A 26,755-nucleotide genomic window follows, 5' to 3' on the forward strand; every position below is an offset into this window, starting at 1 on the left:
TTCACGGCCAAATGCCTAAAACTAAGCCTTTATTTGAAATGGCCATCTGGCTAGTGTGCGCCCACTCTAACGATCCGGCCGCGCGGGGAGCACGGCCAGCATCCAAGGTTAACGGGAGGAAATAGCTTATGGATCGTCGTTCCTTTTTGAAGAACTCGGCGCTGGGTGGCGCGGCTGCGGCTGGCACCACTTTGGCCGCTCCGGCCTATGCGCAGGGTAACCGGACCCTGACCATGGTCACCACGTGGCCCCGCGGTCTTGCCGGCGTGTGGGATTCGGTCGAGCGCGTCGCCAACAACATCACCGCCGCCACCGATGGCCAGCTGACCGTCGAGCCGAAGGCCGCCGGTGAACTGGTGGGTGCGTTCGAGGTGTTCGACGCCGTGACCGCCGGTCAGGCCGACATGTACCACGGCGCCGACTACTACTTCGTCGGTCAGCACCCGGCGTTCGCCTACTTCACCGCGGTTCCGTTCGGCATGACGGTTCCCGAGCTGATGACCTGGTACTATGGCCAGGACGGCATGGCGCTGCACCACGAGCTGGGCGAGATCTTCGGCCTCAAGTCGTTCATCGCGGGCCAGACCGGCGCGCAGGGCGGCGGCTGGTTCCGCAACCCGGTGAACTCGGCAGAGGACTTCAACGGCCTCAAGTTCCGGATGCCGGGCCTTGGCGGCGAAGCCCTGTCGAAGCTGGGCGCCTCGGTTCAGAACGTGCCGGGCGGCGAGATCTATCAGGCGCTGTCGACCGGCGCGCTGGACGCGACCGAGTGGATCGGCCCGTGGTCGGACGAAAAGCTGGGTCTGCAGGAAGTCTGCGACTACTACTATCCGGCCGGCTTCCACGAGCCCGGCGCGGCACTGTCGGTCGCGATGAACCTTGAACTGTTCGAAAGCCTGACGCCGTCGCAGCAGAAGATCGTCGAGATCGCCTCTGCCGACGCGCACCAGGCCAACTATGCGCAGTTCATCGCCAACAACGGCCCTGCGCTGGAGCGTCTGACCTCGGGCGGGACGCAGGTCCAAAGCTTTGCCGACGACATCTGGGATGCGTTCGGCAACGCCTCGATGGAAGTGCTGAACCAGTACACCGACGACGACATCTTCAAGAAGATCCACGACTCGGCTCAGGCGTCGATGCGGTCGTCCTCGGGCTGGCTGTCGGAATCGGACAGCGCCTATGCGCAGCAGCGCAACCGCGTTCTGTCGACGATGTAAGTCACCACTTGTTTGACACGACGGCCGCGCGCGACACCCCGCGCGCGGCCAATTGGATTTGAGGGCAGGGCGCATGGGCGACGCACTGATCTGGTTCTTCACGAACATCGGCATGGGGGTCTACAACCTCTTTTATGCCATTACGCATCCGGGGCTTTGGCTGAACTGGGCCGAGAACGAAGCGATCATGCGCTTCATCTACTACGGCGGTTCGGTCCAATTCTTCTTCGTGATCTTCGTGCTGTTCCTTGTGCTGACGGGGATCGGCATTTGGAAACGCGGCGTCATGTGGGGCGCTGTCCGTGTGCTGGAAGGGTTCAGCAACGCGGTCGGGCGGTTCTTTGCGTGGGCGGGCCTGTTGATGGTCCTGCAGCAGGTGATCGTCGTGTTCCTGCAGTCGATCTTCCGGATGGGCAACCTGACCATCGCGCCGTTCGGGGTGGGCTTCACCCAGTCGGTCGGATGGTTCAGCGAGGAACTGAAGCTGTACAACGCGCTCGTCGTGGCGCTGTGCGTGTCGTACACGTTCATCCAGGGCGGGCACGTCCGGGTGGACCTGTTCTACGCGACCGCCAAGTACCGCACCAAGAAGATCGTCGACATGCTTGGGTCGCTTCTGTTCATGATGCCGGTCGCGGTGCTGACGTGGATGTACGGCTGGTACTTCCTGTGGCGGCACCTTGTGGTGCCCAAGCCCTCGGCCTCGGATACGCTGGACCGGCTGCTGACCAAAAGCCGCGCGCTGCGCTGGAACGTCGAGACGATCGGCTTCTCGCCCAACGGCTTCAACGCCTACTTCCTGTTCAAGATCCTGCTGCTGTGTTTCGCCGGACTGGTGTTCCTGCAGGCCATCGCCTTCTTCTACCGCTCGTACCTCGAACTTGTCGAAGGACCGGAGAGCGAAGGCAAATACCACGACAAGGACGTGCTCGAGGCTGGTGAAGAAGCCTACGACCACGCGGAATTCTAGGGGGCAGGGACATGCTTTTCGGACTGGACGGCATCGAGATCGGCCTGATCATCGTCTTCCTCTGCCTGTTCGGAGGAATCCTGTCGGGCTTTCCGGTGGCCTTCGCCATCGGCGGCGCCGGCATCATCTCGTTCGGGATCATCGCGTCGCTGGATAGCGCGGGGCTGCTGATCCACCAAGCGATCGACACAGGAAGCCAGGCCTACAGGGATCTGGTGGGGACGGGGGTGAACCCGTCCAACATCTCGGTCTTCCGATACCCCGACCTGCCACGGCTGGGCGAACCCGTCTTCCCGCAGGGCTGGGAAGTGGCGATGGACCGCAACCTGAGCTTCATCGTGAACCGCATCAACGAGCGGGTGCTGGCCGGCCAGTCGATCGAGACGCTGCTGGCGGTGCTGATGTTCGTGATGATGGGCATCACGCTGGAGCGGTCGAAGATCGCCGAGGACCTGCTGACCACGATGGCCCGCGTGTTCGGGCCGCTGCCGGGCGGTCTGGCCGTGTCGGTGGTCGTGGTGGGCGCGTTCCTTGCCGCCTCGACCGGCATCGTCGGTGCCACCGTCGTGACGATGGGCCTGCTGTCGCTGCCCACGATGCTGCGCAACAACTACTCGCCAGAGCTGGCGACGGGGGTGATCGCGGCATCGGGCACCTTGGGCCAGATCATTCCGCCGTCCATCGTCATCGTGCTGCTGGGCACTTTGGCGGGCGACCTTTACGCCACCGCGCAGGAAGCCCGCGCGCAGGCGGTGGGCTGTACGGACGCGCTGACCTATCTGGGCAAGCCCGCCGTCGTTTCGGTCGGGACGCTGTTCCAGGCGGCGATGCTGCCGGGGATCCTGCTGGCCATGCTGTACGGTCTGTACGCGCTTGGCTATGCGCTGCTGAACCCGTCGAAGGCCCCGCCGGTCGAACTGGGCGCCGCCAACGGCGAGCCGCTGACCCGGCAGGATGCGCTGGCATGGTTCGTCGGCGCGCCGATCCTGCTGATCGGTGGCGTGATCCTTGCGGGCCAGATCGGGCTCGTCGGAAGCCAGGACGTGCGCTATGGCCCGAATGGCAGTGAAGACCGCGTGTCGGTGCTGCGCACCAGTGTCAGCCCGGAATGCCAAGCGGCGATGATCGAGCTGCACGGCCAGTCGGCTTGGGACGAGGCCGTCGCGGCCCGCGCCGCGGGCGCGCAGGACACGGCGGTTGAGGAAGAGGTCGCCGAGCCGACCGAGGAAGAAACCGCCGCCGCGCTGGCCGAACGTGTGCGCGACGCCGCGCCGCTTGGCACCGGGGTCGCGATCCTGATGCTGATGGGCGCGCTGATCCTGACCACCGCGCGGGGCGTTTCGCCGCGCAGCGATCCGAAACCGCTGTTGGTGGGGGGCGTGGGCGTCATCCTTGGCGTGCTGGCCGACATCCTGCTGATCACCCCGGCCACCTCGCCGGGGGCCACGGTGGTGATCCTTGCGATCCCGTTCGCGCTGATCGTCTATGCCAGCTATTTCGCGATGCAGCGGATGGCGAACAACGACCTGCTGCGGGTGGTGTTCCCGCCGCTGGTCCTGATCGTCGCGGTGCTGGGGTCGATCCTTGGCGGCATCACCAACCCGACGCCAGCTGCGGCGCTGGGCGCGGCGGGGGCCATCATGCTGGCCGCCTATCGCCGGCTGAAGGACGAAGAGCGGTCGGGCCGCATCATCATCCTTTCGACGCTGGCGATCGTGGTGATGATCCTGCTGGGGATGAACTTCGACCTGCGGATCTCGCAGGCCGACAGCTTCGAGGATTACGCGGCCTATGTCGTCGCCTATGCGGCGTACATGTTCGCGGTCTTCGGCCTGCTGTTCGGCTGCTGGGTGCTGCTGCGGGGCGGCGTGCTGGGCCCGATCGTGCGCGAGACGGCGAAGGTCACGTCGATGGTGTTCACCATCCTCATCGGGTCGCAGCTGCTGAACCTTGTGGTGATCTCTTTCGGGGGCGAGCATTACATTCAGGACTTCCTGAAGAGCTATGACAACGAGTTCACGGTCTTCCTGATCGTGATGCTGGTGTTGTTCATCCTTGGCTTCGTGCTCGACTTCCTCGAGATCATTTACATCGTCATCCCGATCGTCGGGCCGGTGATCTACGGCGGCACGATGGACCCGAAATGGGTGACGATCATGATCGCGGTGAACCTGCAGACGTCGTTCCTGACACCGCCCTTCGGCTTCGCGCTGTTCTACCTGCGCGGGGTGGCGCCGCCATCGGTGACGACGGGCCACATCTATCGCGGCGTGGCACCGTTCGTCGTGATCCAGGTGGTCGGGCTGGCGCTGCTGTGGTTGTTCCCGGGCGTGGTGACCATCATCCCGGACCTGATCCCGAACTAGGGCGGTCCATATCCAGACGAGAAAGCCGGAAGGGTCCCCTTCCGGCTTTTTCTTTGCGAGGTGGCGGCTTAGCGTTTCCCGACCTTGTCCCAGACTCGGCCCGGCCCATGTCATGCGTCACCGCTGCGGCAGACTGGGGGAAGGCGGGGGGAAGGCCGAGGCCAACGGCGCACGCCACGCGTTCCGTCGGCCAGTTCACGCCAAGTCACGCCGGTTTGATCGGTTCGATATGGAACCAAGCGCCTTTTCGCTGGTTCTACCTGCACGTCATCGGCGGGCAATGGCCGTGCTTCGCGCCGCCACTGGAAACTTCCAATGGATATGCCATTTCCGTCGAACAGGCAGCCGTGGGACTAACCCGCGGCGACTTGGAACGAGCTTGGAGTAGTAAAAATGAAAACCCTTCTGATCGCATCGGCCGCCGCGGCAACGCTTGCCGCCCCCGCGTTCGCCGGCAGCCTGACCCCCGCGGCGCCGGAACCCGTTGTGCCCGCACCCGCACCGGCCCCGATGCCGGTTGCTTCCTATGACTGGACCGGCTTCTACGGCGGTGCCCAGTTCGGCTGGGGCACGGCCACGGCCGATGACGGCGTGACCGAGGAAGACGGCGACGGCATCCTTGGCGGTGTGCACGCCGGTTACGACTGGGACCTTGGCAACTACGTGCTGGGTGTCGGCCTTGACTACGATGCCGCGGACATCGCGTTCGACAACAACGCAGGCAGCATCGACTCGGTTGCCCGTGCGCGTCTGCGCGCCGGTTACGACGCTGGCAGCTGGCTGATCTACGGTGTGGGTGGTGCAGCGCACGCCGACGCCGACATCGGCGGCACCGACTACAGCGACATGGGCTGGTTCGCCGGCGGTGGTGTCGAATACCGCGTGAACGAGAACGTCTCGGTCGCCGGTGAAGCCCTGTACCACGGCTTCGACGACTTCGACGACACCGGCGTGGACGCAAGCGCCACCACGCTTCAGGGTCGTGTGACTTACCGGTTCTGATCTTTCCCCAGACAGACCGTGATTGGCCGGGGCGGGTAACCGCTCCGGCCTTTTTTTGTGTCTACAGGGTCGCGGCGAGTTCGGTGACGACCGCGTGCACCGCCATGACGTCGTCGCGGGTGCAGTCGAAGCTGCCCGCCGTGACGCGGATCACGAATTTGCCCTGATGCCGGGTCTGGGTGAGATAGATCCGCCCGTCGGCGTTCACCTTTTCCAGCAGCCGTTCGGTCAGCGCGTCGGCATCGCCGCCGTCCGGCGCATAGCGGAACGAGAACAGCGCGAGGCGCGGCTCGGTCGTGATCTCGAACCCCGGGGTGGCGCGGAACGCCTCTGTCAGCTCCTCGATCCACGCGACGTGGTTGCGGATGCGGGTGCGCAGGTTGTCCAGCCCATAGGCGCGCAGCACGAACCACAGCTTCAGCGCGCGGAAGCGGCGGCCCAAGGGCACCGTCCATTCGTTGAAGTTGACGATCTCTTCTTCGCCGAGGGTTTGCAGATAGTCCGGGCGCAGCCCCAGCGAGCGGATTTGCGGCGCGGGGTCGGCAAGGAACTGAACCGAGCAGTCGAACTGCGCGCCAAGCCATTTGTGCGGGTTGAAGACGATGCTGTCTGCGCCCTCGGCGCCTTGCCACAGGGTGCGGAACTCGGGGCAGATCATCGCGGACCCGGCCCATGCGGCGTCGACATGCGTATAAAGCCGGTGGGCGCGGGCGACCTCGATGCATTCGGCGATCGGGTCGAACGCACCGATCGAGGTGCCGCCGGTGCACAGCACCACGCCCGCCGGGGTGCGGTCGTTGAAGATGTCGTCGCGGATCGCGGCGTCCAGCTTGTCCGGGTCCATGCGGTAATCGGCGTCGGTGTCGATCTTCACAAGGTTGCGCTGACCGATGCCCGCCAGCCGCACCGCCTTGTCGACCGAGCTGTGGGTCTGGGCCGAGGCATAGATCCGCAGACGCTGGCCGGTCAGCCCCTCGTCGACGCTGCGCCAGCCCGACGCGCGGTCACGCATGGTGATCACCGCCGACAGGGTGGCCACGGTGGCGCTGTCGTGGATGGTGCCGGTGAAGCTGTCGGGCAGACCCAGCGCCTGCCGCAGCCAGTCGGTTGTGACCTGCTCGATCTCGGTCGCGGCGGGCGAGGCCTGCCAGATCATGCAGTTCGACGCGATGGAGTTCGCCAGTTGCTCGGCCAGCATCGACGCGGGCGAGGCGTTGGCCGGGAAGTAGGCGAAGAACCTTGGATGCTGCCAGTGGGTCATCCCGTCGGGCACGATGCGTTCGAAATCGGCGAAGATCTCTTCCATCGGCTCGGCGGTCTCGGGCGGGGCTGCGGGCAGCTTCGCGGCGATCTCGCCGGGTTTCGTCTGCGCGCGAACCGGGCGGTCGCGCAGGGTGGAATGGTAGTCGTGCGTCCAATCGGCCGCGCGCTTTGACCAGTTTTTAAGATCGTCGTGATTCATGCCGCGCAGTTGTCCACGCGTCATGCGGTTTGGCAAGCGGGAGGGTGTCGCAGGGGGAGAAGACAGCGGCCCGTTAAGGCGCGGGTTCGCGTCAGCTGTCGCCGAACCGGGCCAGCAGGGCGTCCACGTCCGAACCGGGCATCACCTTGGTCAGCGGGCTGAAATCGCCGTTTCCGAACATCGCCTGCGCCGCGTCGCGGATCGCGGCGTGGGTCACGCGGGCCAGCGCCGACCCCAACGAGATGCGGGCGATCCCCGCCGCGGCATATTCGGCGCGAGAGACCTTCGCGAAGGGGCCCGCCGCAAGCGCGTTGACCGGCTTGGACGTGGCCTTCGTCACCTCGGCCAGCGCGGCCATGTCGGGCGGAAGGGGCACGTACAGGCAGTCGGCACCGGCCTCGTCGAAGGCGCCGACGCGGGCCAGCGCCTCGGCCATGTCGTAGGCGCCGGTCATCACCCCGTCGGCGCGGGCCACGAGAACGAAGTCGCGGGGCAGGGCGCGGGCGGCGGCGGACGCGGCGCGGATACGTTCGGTCGCCAGCGCGCGGTCGTAGTGCCCGCCCGAGGCAAAGGCGGTGTCTTCGATCGAGATACCGGCCAGCCCGGCCTCTGCCGCCAGCCGCACGGTTTCGGCGCAGGTGTCGGGATCGTCGCCATAGCCGTTTTCGAAATCGCCCGAGACCGGGACCGGCACGGCGGCCACGAGATCCTGCGCGTGCGCAAGGGCTTCGTCGCGGGTGACGGTGCCGCCGTCCGGGCGGCCCAGCGTGAAGGCATGGGCCGCCGAGGAGGTGGCGATTGCGGGCGCGCCGAGCGCGGCCAGCATCCGGGCGCTGCCCGCGTCCCACGCATTGCCCAAGATGAACGGATCGCCGGGCCGGTGCAGCGCGCGAAAGACCGCGCCCGGATCGGACGGCGCGCCCATCAGGCTGCGCGCGCCTCCGCTTCGGCGAAGCGCACAAGGCGGGTCAACGCCTCGCGCAGCTGGTCCTCGTCCACGGTCAGCGCGATGCGGACGTGACCGGCGGCGGATTCGCCGAAGCTTTCACCCGGCATCACGCCCACAAGCTCGGAGTCGAGCAGCGCGTTGGCGAAGGCTTCGCCGGTCATGCCGGTGTTGCGGATGTCCAGCATCAGGTACATGGCGCCCTGACTGGGCACGGTGATGAAATCGTTGGATTTCTCAAGGATGCTCAGCGCCGTCTCGCGCCGCTGGCGGAACCGTTCGGCGATGTCGTCCTCGATCTCGCCGCCTTCTTCCAGCGCGTAGATCGCCGCGTCCTGAATATAGGCGGGCAGGCCATAGGTGGTGTGGGTCGACAGGTTGATCAGGTGGTCGATGGCCTCTTCGGGGCCGACGATCCAGCCGACGCGGCTGCCGGTCATCGCGTGGCTTTTCGACAGAGAGCCGATCACCAGCGTGCGGTCCGCCATGCCCGGCAGGGCGCGCGGGCTGAGGTGTTCGCCTTCCCAGACCTGCGTGTCGTAGACCTCGTCCGAGATCAGCCACATGTTCCGGTCGATCATCACCTTCGCGATGCCTTCCAGCGTCTCGCGGCTGTAGACTACGCCGGTGGGATTGTGCGGCGTGTTGATCAGAAGCGATCGCGTCCGCATGTCGATGGCGTCGATGATGTCCTGCGGCTGCGGTTGGAAATCGAATTCGGGCCGGGCCGGGACGGTCTTGGGGATTGCGCCGATGCCACGGACCGAGCCGGGGTAGGTCGCGTAATAGGGTTCGACGAACAGGGCGGTGTCGCCGTGATCGCAGGTGGCGGCATGGGCCGCGAACAGCGCGCCCTGTCCGCCGGGCATCACCACGACGTTGTTGCGCCCCGTGGGAACGCCGGTGCGTTCGGTGACCCGTTCGGCGATCGCGTCGCGCAGTTCGTCGGCGCCGGGCACCAGCGGATAGCCGGTGTTACCGTCCAGCGCCGCCTCGTGCATCGCGTGCAGGATGTCCGGGTCGGTTGGAATGTCATGGTCGCCGAGGGTGAGGTTGATAACGGGTTTGCCGGCATCTTCCATCGCGCGTGCGCGTCTGAAGACGTCCCAACCGTCGCTGCCCCCGCCGGTGAGGTTCGTGATCCGTTTTGAAAGTCGCATGCCCTTAACGACGGCCTCGGGGCTGGTGTTGTCAACCGGAAGGGCCTCAAATTTTAGGGAAACTTCATCTTGACATGAGGCGATGCCAATAATGTTCGCGATGCCTTTTAATGCGTCAGTTGTCGCCGGTCTAATCGCCAAGGCTTGCTTGGGTCTTCTTCGGCAGCTTGTCGCGGATCAGGCGTTACGACGCCTCGATCCGGTGCCGCGCTTCGTCCGCGGTGGCGTCCCACGGCAGCAGCACCCACGAGCGGTGGAAGTACGGCGCCTTCGTTGCAACGCCGGTTTCGATCAGCATCTCGGCGGTGTCGATCCCGTCGGTCTTGACCGCGATGCCGGGTGAGACCGTGCCGATGCAGGCGAACATCTTGCCGCCGACCTTCCACGCGTCATGGCCACCGCCCCACGGGTCGGAGACTTCGGCGCCGGGCAGGGCGGCGCAGATCGCGTTCATGTCGTCGCGGGTCATGCGGGGGAGGGTAGCACGGGGCGGGGACGTTGTCGCGGGGGGGGGGTGTGGGGATGGGGTGGAACCCCACGGAGCATGTAGGATGGGGTTTCACCCCATCATCCGCCCCCACGCGCCGCCGTCCCCCCGAAACGTCTTGGCAACCGCGCCGCGCCCCGTTAGACATCTGGGCATGACCAAGACCGTCTGCATCATCAACTGCTGCATTATCCGCTGACATCGTCAGGCGGGCCGGTCTTTTCGTTTCCTCTCATCCTCGAAATCGCCTAAGCCCGCCGCGGCTGAGTGCGTGTGCCCGAAGGAAACGACATGACCGAGATCTGGCTCCACAACACCCGGACACGGAAGAAGGAGCGTTTCGCGCCCATCGACCGTGAAAACGTGCGGATGTATGTCTGCGGGCCGACCGTCTATGACCGCGCCCACCTTGGCAACGCGCGGCCCGTGGTGGTGTTCGACGTGCTGTACCGCCTGCTGCGCCACGTCTATGGCGCGGATCACGTCCGCTACGTGCGCAACTTCACCGACGTGGACGACAAGATCAACGCCACCGCGCTGGCGCGGAAAGAGACAGGGGCCGACGGCTCGCTGGAGGACCTGATCCGCGAGCGGACCGAGGAAACCATCGGCTGGTACCTGTCGGACATGGCGGCGCTGGGGGCGATGGAGCCCACCGACATGCCGCGCGCGACGGGGTTCATTCCCCAGATGATCGAGATGATCGAGGGGCTGATCGAAAGCGGCCACGCCTATGCCGCCGAGGGGCACGTCCTGTTCCGGGTCCGGTCCTATCAGGCGTATGGTGCGCTGTCGGGCCGGTCGGTCGACGACATGATCGCCGGTGCGCGGGTCGAGGTCGCGCCCTACAAGGAAGACCCGATGGACTTCGTGCTGTGGAAGCCGTCGACCGATGAGCTGCCCGGCTGGGACAGCCCGTGGGGCCGGGGGCGTCCGGGCTGGCATATCGAGTGCTCGGCCATGTCCTATGACCTGCTGGGCGAGAGCTTCGACATTCACGGCGGCGGCAACGACCTGATGTTCCCGCACCACGAGAACGAGATCGCGCAAAGCTGCTGCGCCCACCCCGAGGGCGGTTTCGCCAAGGTCTGGCTGCACAACGAGATGCTGCAGGTCGAGGGCAAGAAGATGTCGAAGTCGCTTGGCAACTTCTTCACCGTGCACGACCTGCTGGAACAGGGTGTGCCGGGCGAGGTGATCCGGTTCGTGTTTCTGGGGACGCATTATCGCAAGCCGATGGACTGGACGGAGCAGAAGCGGCGCGAGGCGGAGAAAACTCTTCGCAAGTGGCGAACGCAATTGGACGGTGTCGAGAGCCAAGCCGTCAAGCCGAATTTGGAAATTGTTGATGCAGTCGCTGATGACTTGAATACTCCCCTAGCGATTTCCATCCTTCATCGGCTTTCAGCCGAGGGGAGGCTCGAAGAACTTTTTGCAAGTCTACGCTTCTTGGGCATCGGTTCGGATTGGAAGGATGGGCTTCGAGCCGATGTAGAGACTCATGTCGATGGGTATGTTGCGGCGCTGATCGAGGCGTTGCTGACCGACCGGACCGAGGCGCGGAAGGCGAAGGACTTTGCGCGGGCCGATGCCCTGCGCGACGGGTTTGCCGCCGCCGGGCTGATCGTGAAGGACACGCCGCAGGGCGCGGAATGGGAGATGGGGCCCGATTTCGACGCGGCCAAGCTGGAGGCGTTGAAATGATCGTTGTGTACGAGACCAAGGGCGGCGCCCGGCCCGTGGGTGGGCGCAGAAGCGCCCGCCCTGTGGGGCGGGTCGGGCGCTGCCCGGCGCTGCCGGGCGGGAGTTTCGCCTTGGGCGCTGGACGTTTCGATACCGGGAGGGGGGCTGTCCGCCCCCCGCTTGCCTGCGGCAAGCCCCCCCGAGGATATTTGCAGACAGAAGAAGGAGCCGGGGCATGACGAAAGAGCGGCTCTATCTGTTCGACACCACACTGCGCGACGGGCAGCAGACCCATGGGGTGCAGTTCTCGTTTCCCGACAAGGTGGCGATTGCGCGGACGCTGGACGACCTTGGCATCGATTATATCGAGGGCGGCTGGCCCGGGGCGAACCCGACGGACAGCAGTTTCTTCGCCGAGCGGCCGAAGACGCGCGCGACCTTCACCGCCTTTGGCATGACCAAGCGGGCGGGGCGGTCGGCGGAGAACGACGACGTGCTGGCGGGCGTCATCAACGCGGACACGCCGGCGGTGTGTCTGGTCGGCAAGACGCATGACTTTCACGTCACGACCGCCTTGGGGATCACGCTGGACGAGAATGTCGAGAACATCCGCGCCTCGGTCGCGCATCTGGTGGCGCTGGGGCGCGAGGCGCTGTTCGATGCCGAGCATTTCTTCGACGGCTACAAGGCGAACGCGCCTTATGCTTTGGAGTGCCTGAAGGCGGCCTATGACGCGGGCGCGCGGTGGATCGTGCTGTGCGACACCAACGGCGGCACGCTGCCGGGCGAGGTGGCGAAGATCGTGGGCGAGGTGATCGCGGCGGGTCTTCCCGGCGACCATCTGGGCATCCACACCCATGACGACACCGGCAACGCGGTGGCCAACACGCTGGCCGCCGTCGATGCGGGCGCGCGGCAGATCCAGGGCACGCTGAACGGGCTGGGCGAGCGGTGCGGCAACGCGAACCTTGTCACGCTGATCCCGACGCTGCTGCTGAAAGAGCCCTATGCCAGCCTGTACGAAACCGGCGTCAGCGCCGCGAAGCTGCCGGGGCTGACCCGGGCGTCGCGGGCGCTGGACGATATCCTGAACCGGGTGCCGCTGCGCAGCGCGCCCTATGTCGGGGCCAGCGCCTTTGCCCACAAGGCGGGGCTGCACGCCAGTGCGATCCTGAAGGACCCGACCACCTATGAACACATCGACCCCGCGTCGGTGGGCAACGCGCGCATCGTGCCGATGTCGAACCAGGCCGGGCAGTCGAACCTGCGCGCGCGCCTGTCCGACATGGGGCTGGAGGTCGAAAAGGGCGATCCGGCGCTGGCCGCGATCCTTGACGAGGTGAAGCGCAAGGAAGGCGAGGGCTATTCCTATGACAGTGCACAGGCGAGCTTCGAGCTGCTGGCGCGCCGGGAACTGGGGCTGGCGCCCAAGCTGTTCGACGTCGAACGCTACCGGGTGATCTCGGAGCGGCGGCGCAACGCCAAGGGGCAGATCGTGGTGGAGTCCGAGGCGGTCGTCACGATCTCGACACGCGAGGGCGCGCGCACCAGCTATTACAAGAACGACCATGCCAGCGACATGATGGACGACGGCCCGGTCAACGCCTTGTGGCAGGCGCTGAAGTCGGATCTGGGTCCGTTCCAGGACGGGGTCGCGGACATGCGGCTGACCGACTTCCAGGTGCGGATCACCAACGGCGGCACCGAGGCCGTGACGCGGGTCATCATCGACTTTCAGGACGACGCGGGCCGCGACTGGTCCACCGTCGGCGTGTCGGCGAACATCGTTGACGCGAGTTTCGGGGCGCTGTTGGATGCGATCAACTGGAAGCTGATCCAAGGCGGAGCTGTATGAGCGACCCGATCCTGACGTTGTATCAGGGGCTGGAGCGGTTGGGACCGGGCGCGCCGGAGGATGTGGCGTGGGCAGCCCACGTGGCCGACGTGCCGCCCGACGCGCGGATCTGCGATGCGGGCTGCGGCACCGGCGCGGACATTCCGGCGCTGATGACGGTGGCGCCGGTCGGGGCGATCACGGCGGTGGACGATGCGAAGCTGTTCGTCGACGAGGTGCTGGCACGGTTCGGCACCCGCGTGAACGCCTATGCGGGCGACATGGCGAAGCTGAAGGGGCCCTACGATTTCATCTGGTCGGCGGGCGCGGTCTATTTCCACGGTGTGACCAAGGTGTTGCGCGCGTGGCGGCCGGTGCTGGCGAAGGGCGGGGCGGTGGCGTTTTCCGAGCCGTGCCTGTTCACCGACACGCCGTCCGAGGCGACGCTGGCCTTTTGGGGCGGGTACGAACGGTTGACCGATGCCGAGGGGATCGCGCGGCAGGTGGCCGATGCCGACTATGAGGTGCTGGCGACGCGGCGGGTGTCCGACGCGGCGTGGGCGGCCTATTACGGGCCGCTGGCGGAGCGGGTCGCGGCGCTTCGCCGGAACGCGGACCCGGTGCTGGCGCTGGCGCTGGATGCGGCCGAGACCGAGATCGCGGCGTGGGAGCATGTGCGCGCGGAAACGGGATACCTGCTGAGCGTGGTGCGTCCCGTATGAGCCTTCAGGCCTGTGCAGACCTTGTGCGGAAGGGCGACCCCGACCGGTTTCTGGCCGCGATGGCCGCGCCGCCTGCCGCGCGCCGGGTGCTGTTTCCGCTGTATGCCTTCAACGTCGAGGTGTCGCGCGCGCCTTGGCTGACCTCGGAATCGATGATCGCGGAGATGCGGCTGCAATGGTGGCGCGACGTGCTGGAAGAAATCCGCGCGGGCGGTGCCGTGCGGCGGCACGAGGTGGTGGACGCGCTGGTTCCGGTGCTGGACGCCGAGGGGGCCGCGCTGTTGGACGACCTGATCGAGGCGCGGCGCTGGGACATCTACACCGAACCGTTCGAGGACGACGCGGCCTTTGCGCGGCATATCGAGGCGAGTTCGGCCAACCTGTTCCGGGTCGCCGCGCGGGCGCTGGACCCTGATGCGGACGCGGCGGCCGTGGCGGCGCGGGGCTGGGCTGCGGGGCTGGCGAACTGGTTTCTTGCGGTGCCCGAGCTGGAGGCGCGGGGCCGGATGCCGTTGCCGGACGGGCGGCCCGAGGCGGTGCGGCGCTGGGCCCAAGAGGGTCTGCGGCGGCTGGGCGAAGGCCGGGTGTCGCGCGGGGCGCGGCCAGCGGTGCTGGCCGCGTGGCGGGCGAAGGGCGTGCTGCGGCGCGCGGTGGCGGATCCGGGGCGGGTTGCGGCAGGCGCGTTACCCGAATCCGAGTTCCGCAAGCGGGTTTCCCTGATGTGGAAGACCTTTGGCGGCTAGCCCTCAGGCGTCCTTCGGGCGCAGCGCCAGCCAGATCAGCGCGCCGCCCGCCAGCACCAAGAACGGCGCCATCGCAATGTTGACCGCGGCCCAGCCGTCCTGCGGTGTGCCGCCCGAGCAGTTCATCAGCCCGCCCGACGCCAGCGAGGCCAGCGTCACGCAGCCGAACACGATCATGTCGTTCATGCCCTGCACGCGGCCGCGTTCCTCGGGGGTGTGGGCGCCAGACAGCATCGCGGTTGCGCCGATGAAGCCGAAGTTCCAGCCGATCCCCAGCAGCACCAGCGCGACGAAGAAGTTGCCCAGATCCACCCCGGCAAGACCCACGCCGCCAGCGGCGGCAAGAATCATCAGCCCGGTGGCGACGATCTTCTCGACCCCGAACCGGGCGATCAGGTGGCCGGTAAAGAAGCTGGGGGCGAACATTGCAAGGACGTGGCCGGTGACCACGTCGGCGGCGTCGTCCTGTTCGAAACCGCATCCGACCACGGCCAGCGGCGTCGAGGTCATCACAAGGTTCATCAGTGCGTAGGACACCATCGCGCAGATGATCGCGACGGCGATGCGCGGGGTGGTCAGCAGTTCCCACCGGCTGCGGCCCTTCGGGGCGTCGGCGGCGGGCGCGGGCGGGCGCGGGATGTCGAGGAACAGGAACAGGACAGAGCCGATGACATTCACCGCGATGACGGCAAGGTAGGTGCCAAGGAACGGCACCACCATCGCGGTGCTGGTCGCCTTGACCACCTGCGGACCGATCACCGCGCTAAGCAGGCCGCCCGCCATCACGAACGAGATCGCCTTGGGGCGGAACGCGTCGGACGCGGTGTCGGTGGCGGCGAAGCGGTAGAAGCCCTGCGCCGACATGTAGACGCCGGTGAAGGCAGAGCCGACAAGGAACAGTGCGAAGCTTTGGTTCAGCAGCCCCAGCGCGCCGATGCTGCCGCCGATGGCGCCGCAGGTCGTGCCCAGCCAGAACCCGGCGCGGCGGCCAAAGCGTTGCATGACCGCTGACATCGGCGTGGCCGACAGCATCGAAAACAGAACGATCAGCGAGATCGGTAGCGTCGCGAAGCAGGGGTTCGAGGCCAGCGACTGGCCCGCCAGCCCGCCCAGCACGAAGATCATCGGCATCTGCGAGCCAAGGAACGCCTGCGCCGCGACAAGGATAATCACGTTGCGCTTGGCGCGTTGGTCCTCTGCGCTGGTGGGGGTGGGGGCAAGATCTGTCATACGTGATCCAGTAGACCCGCCGCAGGGGAATGGGAAGCCTTAGACCGGCGCGACAAGGTGCGCGAAGGAGCCGCAGGCGCGGCCCTCGATCAGGCCCATCGGGGGAAGGGCGTTGCCCTCGGCGTCCCATGCGTCGAACAGGGGGGTGCCGGTGGCGGACACGGTGGTGGCATAGTGGAACTCGTGCCCCCGGAACGCGCCGGACAGGCATCCGCCCCTCGCGGTCAACTGACGGTAGCCGAGGTGGCGCTTGCGCTGGGCAAAGCTGGTGTGCAGGCGCAGAAGGCCGGCCATCCGATGCGTGGTTCCACTGGCGTCGGTCAGGTGGTCGCCCATCACCATGTAGCCGCCGCATTCGCCATAAATATCAGTGTGCTGCGCGGCGTTCCTCAGGCTGTCGATAAAAGCCGACGCATTCGCGATCTGCGCGGCGTGCAGTTCCGGGTAGCCGCCCGGAAGGTAGACGCGGTCGGCGTCTGGAACCGGGTCGTTGGCGAGGGGTGAAAAGAAGGTGATCCTGGACCCGGCGGCAGACCAGTCGCGCAGCAGGTGGGGGTAGATGAAGGTGAAGGCGGCATCGCGGGCGATGGCGATCCGGCGCGGGGCTGGCGCGGCTGCAAGCGCAGGGGCTTCCGGAAGCGGCCGGGCCAGCGCGGTGATTGCGTCGAGGTCAATGCCCTTGGCCACCGCGTCGGCGGCGTGATCGAGGAACGCGTCGAGCGCCGGATGCTCGCGGGCCTGCACCAGCCCAAGGTGGCGCTCCGGCAGGGCCAGTTCCGCATCGCGCATCAGCGCGCCCAGCAGGGGAATGCCCGCCTTTTCAAGCCCGTGGGACAGCATCCTGAGGTGCCGGTCGCTGCCGACGCGGTTCAGGATCACCCCGGCGACCCGGACGTTCGGATCGGCATGAGCGAAGCCTGCCGCCAGCGGCCCCACCGAATGCGACATGCGGCCCGCGTCGACGACCAGCACCACCGGCAGGTCCAGCATCCGGGCAAGGTCGGCGGTGGCGCCCGTGCCGTCGGGCGGGGCGCCGTCGAACAGGCCCATCGCGCCTTCGACGATCAGCAAGCCGTCGCCCCGAGCAAGCGCGCGCACGCGGTCCGGCGTCATCGACCACGCGTCCAGCGTCATCGAGGGCGCGCCGCAGGCGGCCTCGTGAAACGCGGGGTCGATATAGTCGGGGCCGGATTTCGCGCCGCGCACCGGGGTGCCACGCCGGTGCAGCGCGCGCAGAAGGCCAAGGGTCAGCGTGGTCTTGCCGCTTCCCGACGCGGGGGCGGACAGGATCAGGCCGGGCAAGGAATGTCTTTCATGAACAATGCGCTGCGCATCGAAGCTCAGACGGTTTCCGCGGGCAGTCCGCGGTCCAGCGGGTCAAGGTTGCGGGGCGCGGCCCCGGCCTCGAGCGCCTGCCAGTCCAGCACCTGCCGCATCAGCACGGATCGCCCGACGCAGATGATCGCCGGAGGTTCCATGCCGGATGCGGCGATGTCGGCCTCCATCGTGCCCAGCGTCGTTTCCAGCACCTGCTGGGCGTCGGTGGTGGCCGAGGTGACCACGGCGCAGGGTTCCGACGCGGGGCGGCCCGCGTCCAGCAGTGCGCCCGCGATCCGGGCGATGTGCTTCATGCCCATGTAGATCACCAGCACCTGCGATCCTTTCGAGATCGCCTGCCAGTCAAGGCTGGTCGGTGTCTCGCCCGATTGGTCGTGGCCGGTGACGAAGGTGACCGACTGGTTCACGTCGCGGTGGGTGACGGGGATGCCGGCATAGGCCAGCCCGCCGATCCCGGCGCTGATGCCGGGGATGATCCGCACCGGCACGCCGTGCTGGATCAGCGTCTGCGCCTCTTCGCCGCCGCGCCCGAACACGAAGGGATCGCCGCCCTTCAGGCGCAGCACCCGCTTGCCCGCCCGTGCCAGTTCCACGAGGTGAAGCGAGATGTCGCGCTGTTTCGCCGAGGGCTTGCCGCCGCGCTTGCCCGCATAGATCGCTTCGGCCTGCGGGGCCCAGTCAAGGATCGCCGGTTCGACAAGGGCGTCGTAGACGATCACGTCGGCTTGCTTCATGGCGTTCAGCGTGTGCAGGGTGACCAGCCCGGGATCGCCCGGACCGGCGCCGCACAGCCAGACCCAGCCGGGCTTCAGCTCGGGCCAGTCGAAGGATGGAAGGGGCGGCGAGTCGGTCATGTCCTTGTTATGCCGTGGCTAAGCGGTTCGGGAAAGCGTGGATTGGCGCGGCGGCGGGGCGGGCCTATAGTCCCGGCGGCATCCGCGCCGGGTGCGGACGGAGGAGACGGCAAGATGGGACGTGCGGCATGAAGCTGTTGCTGCTGGCCGGAACGGGCGAGGCGCGGCGCATTGCCGAGGCATTGCCCGCAATCGCCGGGGTCGAGGCGGTCGCCTCGCTGGCGGGCGGCACCCGTGTGCCCGCGACGCTGGGCGTGCCAGTACGGTCTGGCGGGTTCGGCGGGCGGCAGGCGTTCGCGGACTATCTTGGGGCGGAAGGCATCGGCGCGGTGCTGGACGCGACGCATCCCTTCGCCATCGACATAACGCGGCGCACGGCCGAGGTCTGCGCCGATCTGGGGCTGCCCTATGCGCAGGTGCTGCGCCGCGGCTGGACGCCGGGACCGGGCGACCGCTGGACCTTTGTCGACCGCGAGGAACAGGTGGCCGACCTTGTGCCGGACGGGTCGACCGTGTTCCTTGGCACCGGCACCAAGGGGCTGGAGCGGTTCGCGAACCTGACTGGGCGCGAGGTGATCTGCCGCCGGATCGAGACGCCGGATGCGCCGTTCCCGTTTCCCGGCGGGCGGTTCCTGCAGGGGCGTCCCCCGTTCAGCGTGGCCGAGGAGGTGGCGCTGTTCACGAAGCTGGGCGTCGACTGGCTGGTGGTGAAGAACTCGGGCGGGGCGGCCAGCCGGTCCAAGCTGGACGCGGCGCGGGATCTCGGGCTGCCGGTGGCCTTGCTGAACCGGCCCGCACAGCCCGCCGCGACCCGGTTCGAGACCGAGGCCGAGGCGCTGGAATGGGTCAGGAGGCTGGCGGCATGATCGGACGCATCATCGAGACACCGGACTGCGTGGCAGAGGGGGCAGAGTACCTTGCCCGGATCGAGCCCCGGTTCGCGGCGGCGCTGGAACAGACCGGGCCGCTGCCGTTGCGGCGCAAGAAGGACGGCTTTGAACCGTTGCTGTCGGCCATCGTCAGCCAGCAGGTCAGCGTGGCGGCGGCGAACGCGATCTGGCGGCGGCTGCGCGACGCGAAGCTGACCGGCCCGCGCAAGATCCTGTGGGCCACCGACGACGAGCTGCGTGCCTGCGGGCTGTCGCGGCAGAAGATCCGCTATGCCCGTGCGCTGGCCGAGGCGCGGATCAATTTCAAGGACTTGCGCGGCGTTCCTGACGAAGACGTCGTGACCCGGCTGGTCGAGGTTCCCGGTGTCGGGCGCTGGACGGCAGAGATTTACGCCATGTTCTCGTTGGGGCGGGCGGACGTGTTCGCGCCTGCGGACCTTGCGCTTCAGGAATCTGCCCGGATTCTGTTCGAAACCGACGCCCGGCCGACCGAGAAACAGCTTCGGCAGATGGCAGAGCCGTGGGCGCCGTGGCGCGCGGTTGCGGCACGGCTGCTGTGGGCCTACTACCATGTGGCGAAAGACAGGGAAGGTATCCGGTAATGCGCGAACTCAACAGCGGGCGCCGCGCGGCGGCCTCGGGGCAGACGAAATCGGTGGTGGTGTTCCTGCACGGCTATGGCGCGGACGGAAACGACCTGCTGGGGCTGGCCGATCCGCTGGCAGAGCACATGCCTGACACGGTCTTCGTCGCGCCGGATGCGCCCGAGAAATGCGTGAACAACCCGATGGGATACCAGTGGTTCCCGATCCCGTGGCTTGACGGGTCGTCCGAGGCGGCAGCGGCCGCGTCGATGGCGCAGTCGGCCGAGGATCTGAACGCCTTTCTGGACAAGGTGATCGCGGACGAGGGTATCACGCCCGCGCAGCTTTTGCTGCTTGGGTTCTCGCAGGGGACGATGATGAGCCTGCACGTCGCGCCGCGCCGGGACGAGGCGTTCGCCGGCGTGGTCGGGTTCTCGGGGCGGCTGTTGCAGCCCGAGACGCTGGAGGCCGAGTTGAAATCGAAGATGCCGGTGCTGTTGATCCACGGCGATCAGGACGAGGTGGTGCCGCCGCAATCGCTGAACGAAGCGGGCAACGCGCTGCAGGCCGCCGGGTTCGAGGTGTACGCGCATGTCTCGAAGGGGACCGGCCACGGCATCGCACCGGACGGGCTGTCGGTGGCGCTGGCCTTCATGCGGGATCGCCTGCCGGGCTAAGGCCGCCCGAACAGGGTGCCGCCTCTGTGGCAATTTGCGCACGTCACCCGCGCCCCGTGCCGGACACAGCTTTGTGCGGGGGCGCCGGTGCTGCATAATGTCCTGAAAACAATGCAATCGCATGAGGAGCAGTCATGCGTCGTGATCTTAACAGTTTCCTCCGCCGCGGGGCGGCCTTTCTGGCGCTGTGCACCGGCCTGACCGGCGCGGCGCAGGCCCAGCCGTTCGAGCCGGGCTATGCCCCGCTGGAAGGCGACATCTACGAAGTGCCCGGCATCGCGGTCGCCGACACCATGCCCAAGGGGACGTGGCAGGGCCACATCGGTCAGTTGATGGCGGATCGCGGCAACGCGGGCGGGACCGGGAAACAGCTGTATTTCTACGGCATCGACGTGGCGACGAGCGACCGGCTTCAGTTCGGCGTCGAGTACACCCGCCACGCCGACCCGGCGGTCATCGCCGGGGTCGAGGGCAGCCTGAAGTTTCAGGCGCTTAGCTTCCACGGCAAGTACAAGATCGCCGAGTTCAACGGGTTCACCGTCTCGGCGCGGGCCGCGGGTGGCTATTTCTACTTTTCGTCGGACTACTACGACACCAACACCGACGGCCACGACCAATGGGCCGCGTCGTTCCATCTGCCGGTCAGCTATGAGATTTCGCCGCGCCTGACGTTCCACCTTACGCCCGGCGTCACCGTCTACCCGGACGAGCTGAAGGGCAGGGAGTTCTACGGCGTCGTGCCCAGCCTTGGCGCGGGCGCGACCCTCCGGGCGTCGGAGCGGCTGGCGTTCTACGGCAGCGTGAACATGCCGTTCGGCGACTCGGGCAACACGGTGATGTCGGACGGATCGGTCGACAACGTGCCGATCTGGACCGTCGGCGGGCGGTATCTTGTGTCGCCGCAGGTGGCGCTGGACGTGTACCTGACCAACGGGTTCGGGACCACGCCGCTGACCGAGATCCAGGCGTTCATCCCCGACGGGGAAGAGCCGGTGCTGGGGTTCCAGATGACCTATACGCCCGGTCACGCGCCGAACTACCGGTCGAACTATCGTGGCATCCGCCCGCTGACCGAGCGCGAGCGGCATTTGCAGTTCCGCGGCCTGACGCTGGCGTCGGCCGATACGCTTGATCCGGGCATGGTGCTGCTGACCGGCGCTTATGGCACCGACGATCACGCCAGCTTCGGCGGCGTCTTCGCGCCGACCTACGACATGGAGATCGGGTACTACGTCGAGCGTCTGTCGGACGACGGCAGCCGCAGCGGCGACCGCACCGTGGGCCGCGAGCGCGAGGAGCGTTACATGGCCGTCGGCAAGCTGCGGTTCATGGATCAGAACAACGGCAGCCCGTTCTCGATGTCGGCCAACGTGCAGGCGGGGCGCGAGTTCGTGACCCGGTTCGGCGTGTTCTACGCAAGCCTTCCGATGTCCTACAAGTTCGCCAACGGGCTGGCCGTGACCGCCGAGCCGAAGGCGGCGGGCTTCAGCGACGAGCGCCTTGTCGGGCTGGGGCTGGGGGCCAATTACGAGCTGTGGCGCGGGCTGGAGGTCATCGCCGAGGTGACGCCGATGTCCGGCGGCGACGATCCGACGTGGTCGCTTGGCGCGCGCTATCACGTTCCGGACAGTTCGATCAGCTTCGAGGCGCAGGCGACCAACACGATCGGCAACTACGGCGTCGGCACGATGATCGCGCAGGACGAGGTGCGCTATTCGGTCGGCGTGAACGTCGCGCTGGATGCCGGGCGGTTCTGGGAAAAGCTGTTCTAGGCCGCCGGTCGATACCGTCCTGACATTGCTGCATTTCACCGAAGCGGGCGCATCACGGATGCGCCCGTTTTCGCATTGCCCGTTTCATGGGCGACGCCAAGGTTCGAAATGTCATATCCCTGTCGCTTAGGCGAATTAACCAGCCTTCAGCGGTACTGCATCTAGCGGGACTTGCCAGGTCGGTAACGCCATATATAGTCAACGTGTAGCTGGGGCGGTTTCCCCGCTCTGGGGCCACGATATTGGGCAGACCGGGCGGAGACGGAGTCGCAGAATGCACGCGGATTTCAGGACGAGTTTCGTAAGGGAGCCGAACTCCCTCAGGCACCATCCGGCGTTGGTGCTTAACGCGGACTATCGTCCGCTTTCCTACTACCCCCTCTCGCTGTGGCCGTGGCAAGAGGCGGTGAAGGCGGCCTTCCTTGACCGGGTGGATATCGTGGCGGAGTACGACCAAGTGGTTCGCAGCCCGTCGACCGAGATCCGAATACCGTCGGTGGTGGTGCTGAAAGATTACGTAAAACCCCAAAAGCGCGTGGCCTTCACGCGCTTTAATCTTTTCTTGAGGGACGAATTCAGCTGCCAGTACTGCGGCTCGCGCGGCGATCTGACCTTCGACCACGTCGTGCCGCGGGCGCGGGGCGGGGTGACCAGCTGGGAGAACGTGGTCGCGGCCTGTTCGCCCTGTAACCTGAAGAAGGGCTCGAAAAGCCTGCGTCAGGTCAGCATGAACCTGCGCAAGACGCCGCGCCAGCCCGGCGCGGAAGAGCTGCGCAACATGGGCCGCCGGTTCCCGCCCAACCACCTGCACGACACCTGGATCGACTTTCTCTACTGGGATGCCGAACTAGAGGCCTGATTCCCTCTTACCAAGCCGCCCGCGCTTTGCTAGAAGCGCGCCCGTGCGGGTGTGGCGGAACTGGTAGACGCACCAGATTTAGGTTCTGGCGCCTTTGGCGTGGGGGTTCGAGTCCCTTCACCCGCACCACTTCATTCCCCTTTCGGTTGGACCGTGACGCCGCCACGGCGCGCCCTGTTGTGCGCGCGGGCGACCGTCAAATTGTCCGGCGCGTATCCAAGTAATTCCGCATTGTCCTGCTACGATCCCGCAAAGGTCTGAGAAATACCGGGAACCCGAATGCGCGGCGGCTGTCGGAACTGCGAGCACTCTCCTGCGGATCAGGCAGGAACGTGTCCCCAATGTGGTACGCGCGGACGGCGTCTGTTCAATCTGCTTCTTTCGGTCGTGAATGATGCTGTGATCGCGTTGGTCGTCGTGATGGCTTTACTTGCCTTGATCGGCGCGCTGTTGAACTGAACCGCATTGCACGCGTTATGTATTGCAGGCATCAAGCTGTTTACGCCTGAAGCGGAGGGGACGGGTGACATGATGAAGACGATTACGGCCAGCGACGGCCATACGCTTGAGTGCTGGTTCCAACCGGCCGAGGGGACGCCGCGTGGCGGGCTGGTGATCCTTCAAGAGATTTTTGGCGTGACCGAGCAGCTGAAAAGCGTCGCGCGCCGCTATGCCGCGTTGGGGTTCGAGGTTGCGATCCCGGCTCTGTTCGACCGGCAGCGGACGGGCGCGGTCGTCGCGTTCGACGATATCGCCACCGCGCGTAGCCTGATGCAGGGTGCCGATCCCGCCAAGGCGATGCTGGACATCGACGCGGCCGTCTCGGCGCTGGCAGATCAGGGCAAGGCGCCCGCGCTTCGGGTGGCCGTGATGGGCTTTTGTTGGGGTGGCGGGCTTGCCGTGCGCGCGGCGCAAGAGCTGAACATCGCCGGTGCGGTGGTGTTCTACGGCACGCGACTGCCCGCTTATTTCGGAACGCCCGTGCGGGCGCCGGTGCAGGGGCATTTCGGCGAAAGCGACGATCACACCCCCGCCGACGTGTTGGAAGCCGCGCAGGCGGAATGGCCGGAGCTTGAGGTCTTTCTTTATCCGGCGGGCCACGCCTTTGCCAACGAAGAGCGCCCGCAGGCCCACGACCCCGAGGCGACCGCCGTCGCGCACGAGCGCAGCGCGGCCTTTCTGGCGCGTGTCACTGGCTAGGCGTTGAGTATCCGGTAGTCCGCGTCGCGGCTTCGCTCCAGCACGAGACGGGCGTTCGGAAGGTCGTTGCCTTCCATCTTCGTCTCGAAGTCGTCCGGGGCCAGTGCCTTCCAGCGGTCGGTCAGCCGGGCCTTCAACGTGTCATAGGGCACGTCGAGGAACACTGTGGTGTCGAACTGCGATGCCAGCGCGTCCCACGGCGGGTCCTGCAGCAGCAGGTAGTTCCCTTCGACCACGATGTGGCGCACCGATTGCGGGATGATGCGGGCGGCGTTGCGCGACGTCTCGATCGCGCGGTCGAACACGGGGACGGCGATCTCGGGTTCGGCATTGGCGCGCAGGCGGCCCAGCATATGCGCAAAGCCCGCCACGTCGAACGTATGCGGCGCGCCCTTGCGCGGACGCCAGCCACGGGCGTTCAGGATCATGTCGTCGTAGTGGAAGCCGTCCATCGGGAAAACCGCCGCGCTGTCGGGCTGGTCCGCGTTCAGCATCTCGGCCAGCCGGTCGGCCACGGTCGACTTGCCCGCGCCGGGCGGGCCAGCGATGGCGGTCAGGGTGCGGGTTGCGCCGTCGTTCGCCCGGATCAGGCCGGGCAGGTCGGCGATGTCGATGATCTTGCTGTCCATGGCCAAGTTCTAGCCGGGCGCCGCCGTTGCGGCAATCGCCCGGTCTGCGTGCTTGGGGCCCGGTCGCTTAGGCCTCGGCCATCATGTCGGGGGTCAGGTACTTGCCCCGGTACTGTTCGAACAGCGCCACGGTGCGCCGCGCGATGCCGGTCCAGCCGAAGGTGCGGCGGGCAAAGCGCGCGCCTTCCACGTTCAGCTTGTGACGCAGCCAGTCGTGCTGCATCGGCATGTTCACCATCGCGGCGAATTCGATCGGGCGGGTCGGGTCCGCGATCAGCGCGTGTTCGCCGAAGGTCACCTGTTCGAACAGCCCGCCGCGCGTGGTCAGCACGGTGGGGGTGCCGCAGGCCATCGCCTCGACCGCGGTCATGCCGAACGGTTCATAGCGCGAGGGCAGGGCAAAGACGCCGGGCGCGCGGTAATAGTCGGCAAGGTCCTCGTCGGCGACATAGCCGCGCCAGTCGATGCGGTCGCCGATCTCAAGCTCTCCGGCAAGCTTTTGCCACGAGGCCAGCAGTTCCTTGTCCTTGGCCGAGTTCGCCCCGGCGGCCAGCACCAGCCGCGCGTCGGGCTGAAGTTCCGCAAGGTAGGGCATCGACTTCAGGATCAGGTCGTAGCCCTTGTTGGTGGCGGCGCGACCGACGACGTAGACATCCTTGGCCGACATGCCCAGCCGCTGGCGCACGTCGGACAGCTGGCTTGGCGTCACGGCGGTGAACCGCTGTTCGTCGATGCCGGGCGGGATCATCGTGATGTGGTCCGAGGGCAGGTCGTAGTGATCCTCGATCAGCTGGGCCTGCTGTTCCGTGGTGGCAATGACGTGGTCGCAGGCGCGGTACAGCACGAATTCCTTCTGAATCCGTTCCTTGAAGCGATAGTTGCCTTCGCCGTCATCCTTGCCCAGCGACTTCATGTCCTTCTGCTTCCACCAGCCAAGGCTGTGCGGCGTGTGGACGTGCGGGATCTGAAGTTCCTCGGCGACCTTCTGGCCGGACACGCCCGCGTCCCAATAGTGCGAGTTGACGACATCGTACTTCAGGTCGTTGGCGCGGATCGCGGCGAGCAGGTTCGACACGAAGTCGCCGTACCAGTCGTGCATGTCTTCCTTGCGGATGAAATCGCGCCCGCCGAACGGGATGCGCCAGACCCGCAGGTTGTCGTTGATGCGATCCTCTTCGGGCTGGTCCTCGAACCGGCGGGTGATCACGTCGACCTTGTACCCGAGGCGGGCGAACCGCTTGGCCAGTTCCATCACGAACACCACCTGTCCGCCGGTGTCAGGCTTCCCGAGTTCCGGCGACCCGGCCACATAGCCGTGCAGCGAGATCATCATGAGAGAGCCCATAGAGGCGGAGTTGTCGCGTGGCGCGGTATCGCGTGGCATCGTGTATCCTGGTCCGATCATTGTATTTTCATTAATTCTCTGTCTTGTGAGGAAGCGCGCCGTAGTGCCGAAGCCCCTCCAGCACACCGCCAGCATGGGCTGCCTTGGCGTGGTGGAAAGCTCCGGGGGTCAGCGCGTCCAGCAATTCGGAGCGCGCGTTTTGCACGGCGATCCCCATCGAGGTAACGCCGAACATCGCCAGATCGTTCCCGCTGTCCCCGGCGACAATCAGTTTACCGGGCCCAAGCCCCAGATATTCCGCCAGAAAAAGCGCGGCCTTGTCTTTGCCTCCGGCGGTCGGGATCACGTCGAAATCGTCGCTGCCGGACGCGATGATCGTGCAGTCGAAGCCAGACAGCGCCTCTCGCGCGGCGGGCTGATCGGACGGTGGAATGGCGAAGCTGACCTTGCGCTGGGTCTGAAAGGCGGGGTCGTGCGGGCGATGGCCAAGGCGGTCGAGCGTGTCGAAGATCCGGGCGTGGGGCCAGCCCTCGAACCGCTGTTCCCAGCCATCAAGCGGCGCGCCCTGCCACGCGATTTCCGTCCCCAGCGCGGTGATCACCCCGTCTGGACGTAGCTGGGGCGGGAAGACCGATGACAGCGTTTCGGCCACGCTGCCTGCGGGGCGGCTGGAGTTCACTGCGAACCACAGCCGGTCGCGATCCGCGTCGATCGCGGCCCCAAGCGCCTGCATCGCGGCATCGTCGCCGGTCAGGGTATCGTCGATGTCGCTGACCAAAAGCCAG

At 66.6% G+C, this 26,755-nt stretch carries 24 protein-coding genes and 1 tRNA gene; 15 read left to right on the forward strand and 10 right to left on the reverse strand.

Features of this window, described 5'->3' with window-relative positions:
• Nucleotides 1-128: 128 nt before the first annotated feature.
• From P1K30_RS00400 to P1K30_RS00415, 4 genes are all read left to right on the forward strand, one after another.
• Nucleotides 129-1,217: a TRAP transporter substrate-binding protein gene (locus tag P1K30_RS00400; protein ID WP_275630694.1), complete on the forward strand. Its 1,089-nt coding sequence runs from the start codon at nucleotides 129-131 to the stop codon at nucleotides 1,215-1,217.
• A gap of 73 nt (nucleotides 1,218-1,290) precedes the next feature.
• Nucleotides 1,291-2,187 (forward strand): TRAP transporter small permease subunit, encoded by an 897-nt coding sequence (locus tag P1K30_RS00405; protein WP_275630695.1) that lies wholly within the window; start codon nucleotides 1,291-1,293, stop codon nucleotides 2,185-2,187.
• An 11-nt stretch (nucleotides 2,188-2,198) separates the two neighbouring features.
• A complete protein-coding gene (locus P1K30_RS00410; protein WP_275630696.1) occupies nucleotides 2,199-4,553 on the forward strand; it encodes a TRAP transporter large permease in 2,355 nt (784 codons plus the stop codon).
• Between the two features lie 393 nt (nucleotides 4,554-4,946).
• Nucleotides 4,947-5,555, forward strand: a complete 609-nt coding sequence (locus tag P1K30_RS00415) for an outer membrane protein (RefSeq protein ID WP_275630697.1) — start codon at nucleotides 4,947-4,949, stop codon at nucleotides 5,553-5,555.
• Nucleotides 5,556-5,616: 61 nt separating this feature from the next.
• On the opposite strand, the gene P1K30_RS00420 is transcribed toward P1K30_RS00415, so the two are convergent.
• The 4 genes from P1K30_RS00420 to P1K30_RS00435 form a co-directional block, all read right to left on the reverse strand.
• On the reverse strand, nucleotides 5,617-7,017 hold the full coding sequence (locus tag P1K30_RS00420) for a pyridoxal phosphate-dependent decarboxylase family protein (RefSeq protein WP_275631543.1): 1,401 nt from the start codon (nucleotides 7,015-7,017) through the stop codon (nucleotides 5,617-5,619).
• A gap of 91 nt (nucleotides 7,018-7,108) precedes the next feature.
• Nucleotides 7,109-7,942 carry an isocitrate lyase/PEP mutase family protein gene (locus tag P1K30_RS00425; RefSeq protein ID WP_275630698.1) on the reverse strand — a complete coding sequence of 278 codons (834 nt, stop codon included), beginning with the start codon at nucleotides 7,940-7,942 and terminating at the stop codon, nucleotides 7,109-7,111.
• Entirely contained in the window at nucleotides 7,942-9,123 is a 1,182-nt protein-coding gene (locus P1K30_RS00430) for a pyridoxal phosphate-dependent aminotransferase (protein WP_275630699.1), read from the reverse strand. The genes P1K30_RS00425 and P1K30_RS00430 overlap by 1 nt, the downstream gene beginning before the upstream one ends.
• Before the next feature lie 184 nt (nucleotides 9,124-9,307).
• Nucleotides 9,308-9,592, reverse strand: coding sequence for an MmcQ/YjbR family DNA-binding protein (locus P1K30_RS00435; protein WP_275630700.1), 285 nt, complete (start codon nucleotides 9,590-9,592; stop codon nucleotides 9,308-9,310).
• A 309-nt stretch (nucleotides 9,593-9,901) separates the two neighbouring features.
• Here P1K30_RS00435 and cysS point away from each other — a divergent pair, with 309 nt between their 5' ends.
• The 4 genes from cysS to P1K30_RS00455 all read left to right on the forward strand — a co-directional run bounded on the left by cysS (nucleotide 9,902) and on the right by P1K30_RS00455 (nucleotide 14,592).
• Nucleotides 9,902-11,314 carry a cysteine--tRNA ligase gene (gene cysS / locus P1K30_RS00440; protein ID WP_275630701.1) on the forward strand — a complete coding sequence of 471 codons (1,413 nt, stop codon included), beginning with the start codon at nucleotides 9,902-9,904 and terminating at the stop codon, nucleotides 11,312-11,314.
• A 214-nt stretch (nucleotides 11,315-11,528) separates the two neighbouring features.
• Nucleotides 11,529-13,148 carry a citramalate synthase gene (gene cimA / locus P1K30_RS00445; RefSeq protein WP_275630702.1) on the forward strand — a complete coding sequence of 540 codons (1,620 nt, stop codon included), beginning with the start codon at nucleotides 11,529-11,531 and terminating at the stop codon, nucleotides 13,146-13,148.
• Nucleotides 13,145-13,849: a class I SAM-dependent methyltransferase gene (locus P1K30_RS00450; RefSeq protein WP_275630703.1), complete on the forward strand. Its 705-nt coding sequence runs from the start codon at nucleotides 13,145-13,147 to the stop codon at nucleotides 13,847-13,849. Before cimA ends, P1K30_RS00450 begins: the two co-directional genes overlap by 4 nt.
• The gene (locus P1K30_RS00455) at nucleotides 13,846-14,592 is read left to right on the forward strand and encodes a squalene/phytoene synthase family protein (RefSeq protein WP_275630704.1); all 747 of its coding nucleotides are present in this window, start codon (nucleotides 13,846-13,848) and stop codon (nucleotides 14,590-14,592) included. The genes P1K30_RS00450 and P1K30_RS00455 overlap by 4 nt, the downstream gene beginning before the upstream one ends.
• A 3-nt stretch (nucleotides 14,593-14,595) precedes the next feature.
• On the opposite strand, the gene P1K30_RS00460 is transcribed toward P1K30_RS00455, so the two are convergent.
• Genes P1K30_RS00460 through cobA form a run of 3 tightly spaced genes read right to left on the reverse strand, consistent with a single transcriptional unit; the run spans nucleotide 14,596 to nucleotide 18,014 of the window.
• A complete protein-coding gene (locus P1K30_RS00460; RefSeq protein WP_275630705.1) occupies nucleotides 14,596-15,822 on the reverse strand; it encodes an MFS transporter in 1,227 nt (408 codons plus the stop codon).
• Nucleotides 15,823-15,861: 39 nt separating this feature from the next.
• Nucleotides 15,862-17,124, reverse strand: a complete 1,263-nt coding sequence (locus P1K30_RS00465) for a cobyrinic acid a,c-diamide synthase CobB (protein ID WP_275630706.1) — start codon at nucleotides 17,122-17,124, stop codon at nucleotides 15,862-15,864.
• A gap of 38 nt (nucleotides 17,125-17,162) precedes the next feature.
• On the reverse strand, nucleotides 17,163-18,014 hold the full coding sequence (gene cobA / locus P1K30_RS00470) for a uroporphyrinogen-III C-methyltransferase (RefSeq protein ID WP_275630707.1): 852 nt from the start codon (nucleotides 18,012-18,014) through the stop codon (nucleotides 17,163-17,165).
• Between the two features lie 128 nt (nucleotides 18,015-18,142).
• On the opposite strand from cobA, the gene P1K30_RS00475 reads away from it, so the two are divergent.
• From P1K30_RS00475 to P1K30_RS00505, 7 genes are all read left to right on the forward strand, one after another.
• Entirely contained in the window at nucleotides 18,143-18,880 is a 738-nt protein-coding gene (locus P1K30_RS00475) for a cobalt-precorrin-6A reductase (RefSeq protein ID WP_275630708.1), read from the forward strand.
• Nucleotides 18,877-19,506, forward strand: coding sequence for a DNA-3-methyladenine glycosylase family protein (locus tag P1K30_RS00480; protein ID WP_275630709.1), 630 nt, complete (start codon nucleotides 18,877-18,879; stop codon nucleotides 19,504-19,506). The genes P1K30_RS00475 and P1K30_RS00480 overlap by 4 nt, the downstream gene beginning before the upstream one ends.
• Nucleotides 19,506-20,165 carry an alpha/beta hydrolase gene (locus tag P1K30_RS00485; protein ID WP_275630710.1) on the forward strand — a complete coding sequence of 220 codons (660 nt, stop codon included), beginning with the start codon at nucleotides 19,506-19,508 and terminating at the stop codon, nucleotides 20,163-20,165. Before P1K30_RS00480 ends, P1K30_RS00485 begins: the two co-directional genes overlap by 1 nt.
• 134 nt (nucleotides 20,166-20,299) lie before the next feature.
• Entirely contained in the window at nucleotides 20,300-21,937 is a 1,638-nt protein-coding gene (locus P1K30_RS00490) for a hypothetical protein (RefSeq protein ID WP_275630711.1), read from the forward strand.
• Between the two features lie 274 nt (nucleotides 21,938-22,211).
• Nucleotides 22,212-22,796 (forward strand): HNH endonuclease, encoded by a 585-nt coding sequence (locus tag P1K30_RS00495; protein WP_275630712.1) that lies wholly within the window; start codon nucleotides 22,212-22,214, stop codon nucleotides 22,794-22,796.
• A 45-nt stretch (nucleotides 22,797-22,841) separates the two neighbouring features.
• Nucleotides 22,842-22,925 (forward strand) — tRNA-Leu (locus tag P1K30_RS00500).
• A 399-nt stretch (nucleotides 22,926-23,324) separates the two neighbouring features.
• Nucleotides 23,325-23,996, forward strand: a complete 672-nt coding sequence (locus P1K30_RS00505) for a dienelactone hydrolase family protein (RefSeq protein WP_275630713.1) — start codon at nucleotides 23,325-23,327, stop codon at nucleotides 23,994-23,996.
• Here P1K30_RS00505 and P1K30_RS00510 read toward each other — a convergent pair.
• From P1K30_RS00510 to P1K30_RS00520, 3 genes are all read right to left on the reverse strand, one after another.
• On the reverse strand, nucleotides 23,993-24,625 hold the full coding sequence (locus tag P1K30_RS00510; protein WP_275630714.1) for a nucleoside/nucleotide kinase family protein: 633 nt from the start codon (nucleotides 24,623-24,625) through the stop codon (nucleotides 23,993-23,995). The two genes, P1K30_RS00505 and P1K30_RS00510, sit on opposite strands and share 4 nt — an antisense overlap.
• A 67-nt stretch (nucleotides 24,626-24,692) precedes the next feature.
• Nucleotides 24,693-26,009 (reverse strand): glycosyltransferase, encoded by a 1,317-nt coding sequence (locus P1K30_RS00515; protein ID WP_275630715.1) that lies wholly within the window; start codon nucleotides 26,007-26,009, stop codon nucleotides 24,693-24,695.
• A 31-nt stretch (nucleotides 26,010-26,040) separates the two neighbouring features.
• Nucleotides 26,041-26,748, reverse strand: a complete 708-nt coding sequence (locus P1K30_RS00520) for an HAD family hydrolase (RefSeq protein ID WP_275630716.1) — start codon at nucleotides 26,746-26,748, stop codon at nucleotides 26,041-26,043.
• Nucleotides 26,749-26,755: the final 7 nt, after the last annotated feature.

This window comes from Psychromarinibacter halotolerans (assembly GCF_029168315.1).
In the GTDB taxonomy this organism is placed as follows: Bacteria; Pseudomonadota; Alphaproteobacteria; order Rhodobacterales; family Rhodobacteraceae; genus Psychromarinibacter; species Psychromarinibacter halotolerans.

Excerpts from the sequence above, each read along its gene's own strand:
- P1K30_RS00495 (WP_275630712.1), top strand. The coding sequence starts at position 22,212 with ATGCACGCGGATTTCAGGACGAGTTTCGTAAGGGAGCCGAACTCCCTC.
- P1K30_RS00405 (WP_275630695.1), top strand. The coding sequence starts at position 1,291 with ATGGGCGACGCACTGATCTGGTTCTTCACGAACATCGGCATGGGGGTC.
- P1K30_RS00490 (WP_275630711.1), top strand. The coding sequence starts at position 20,300 with ATGCGTCGTGATCTTAACAGTTTCCTCCGCCGCGGGGCGGCCTTTCTG.
- P1K30_RS00430 (WP_275630699.1), bottom strand. The coding sequence starts at position 9,123 with ATGCGACTTTCAAAACGGATCACGAACCTCACCGGCGGGGGCAGCGAC.
- P1K30_RS00515 (WP_275630715.1), bottom strand. The coding sequence starts at position 26,009 with ATGCCACGCGATACCGCGCCACGCGACAACTCCGCCTCTATGGGCTCT.
- P1K30_RS00480 (WP_275630709.1), top strand. The coding sequence starts at position 18,877 with ATGATCGGACGCATCATCGAGACACCGGACTGCGTGGCAGAGGGGGCA.
- P1K30_RS00400 (WP_275630694.1), top strand. The coding sequence starts at position 129 with ATGGATCGTCGTTCCTTTTTGAAGAACTCGGCGCTGGGTGGCGCGGCT.
- P1K30_RS00485 (WP_275630710.1), top strand. The coding sequence starts at position 19,506 with ATGCGCGAACTCAACAGCGGGCGCCGCGCGGCGGCCTCGGGGCAGACG.
- P1K30_RS00505 (WP_275630713.1), top strand. The coding sequence starts at position 23,325 with ATGATGAAGACGATTACGGCCAGCGACGGCCATACGCTTGAGTGCTGG.
- P1K30_RS00435 (WP_275630700.1), bottom strand. The coding sequence starts at position 9,592 with ATGACCCGCGACGACATGAACGCGATCTGCGCCGCCCTGCCCGGCGCC.
- P1K30_RS00455 (WP_275630704.1), top strand. The coding sequence starts at position 13,846 with ATGAGCCTTCAGGCCTGTGCAGACCTTGTGCGGAAGGGCGACCCCGAC.
- P1K30_RS00460 (WP_275630705.1), bottom strand. The coding sequence starts at position 15,822 with ATGACAGATCTTGCCCCCACCCCCACCAGCGCAGAGGACCAACGCGCC.
- P1K30_RS00425 (WP_275630698.1), bottom strand. The coding sequence starts at position 7,942 with ATGGGCGCGCCGTCCGATCCGGGCGCGGTCTTTCGCGCGCTGCACCGG.
- P1K30_RS00410 (WP_275630696.1), top strand. The coding sequence starts at position 2,199 with ATGCTTTTCGGACTGGACGGCATCGAGATCGGCCTGATCATCGTCTTC.
- cimA (WP_275630702.1), top strand. The coding sequence starts at position 11,529 with ATGACGAAAGAGCGGCTCTATCTGTTCGACACCACACTGCGCGACGGG.
- P1K30_RS00450 (WP_275630703.1), top strand. The coding sequence starts at position 13,145 with ATGAGCGACCCGATCCTGACGTTGTATCAGGGGCTGGAGCGGTTGGGA.
- cysS (WP_275630701.1), top strand. The coding sequence starts at position 9,902 with ATGACCGAGATCTGGCTCCACAACACCCGGACACGGAAGAAGGAGCGT.
- cobA (WP_275630707.1), bottom strand. The coding sequence starts at position 18,014 with ATGACCGACTCGCCGCCCCTTCCATCCTTCGACTGGCCCGAGCTGAAG.
- P1K30_RS00420 (WP_275631543.1), bottom strand. The coding sequence starts at position 7,017 with ATGAATCACGACGATCTTAAAAACTGGTCAAAGCGCGCGGCCGATTGG.
- P1K30_RS00510 (WP_275630714.1), bottom strand. The coding sequence starts at position 24,625 with ATGGACAGCAAGATCATCGACATCGCCGACCTGCCCGGCCTGATCCGG.
- P1K30_RS00415 (WP_275630697.1), top strand. The coding sequence starts at position 4,947 with ATGAAAACCCTTCTGATCGCATCGGCCGCCGCGGCAACGCTTGCCGCC.
- P1K30_RS00475 (WP_275630708.1), top strand. The coding sequence starts at position 18,143 with ATGAAGCTGTTGCTGCTGGCCGGAACGGGCGAGGCGCGGCGCATTGCC.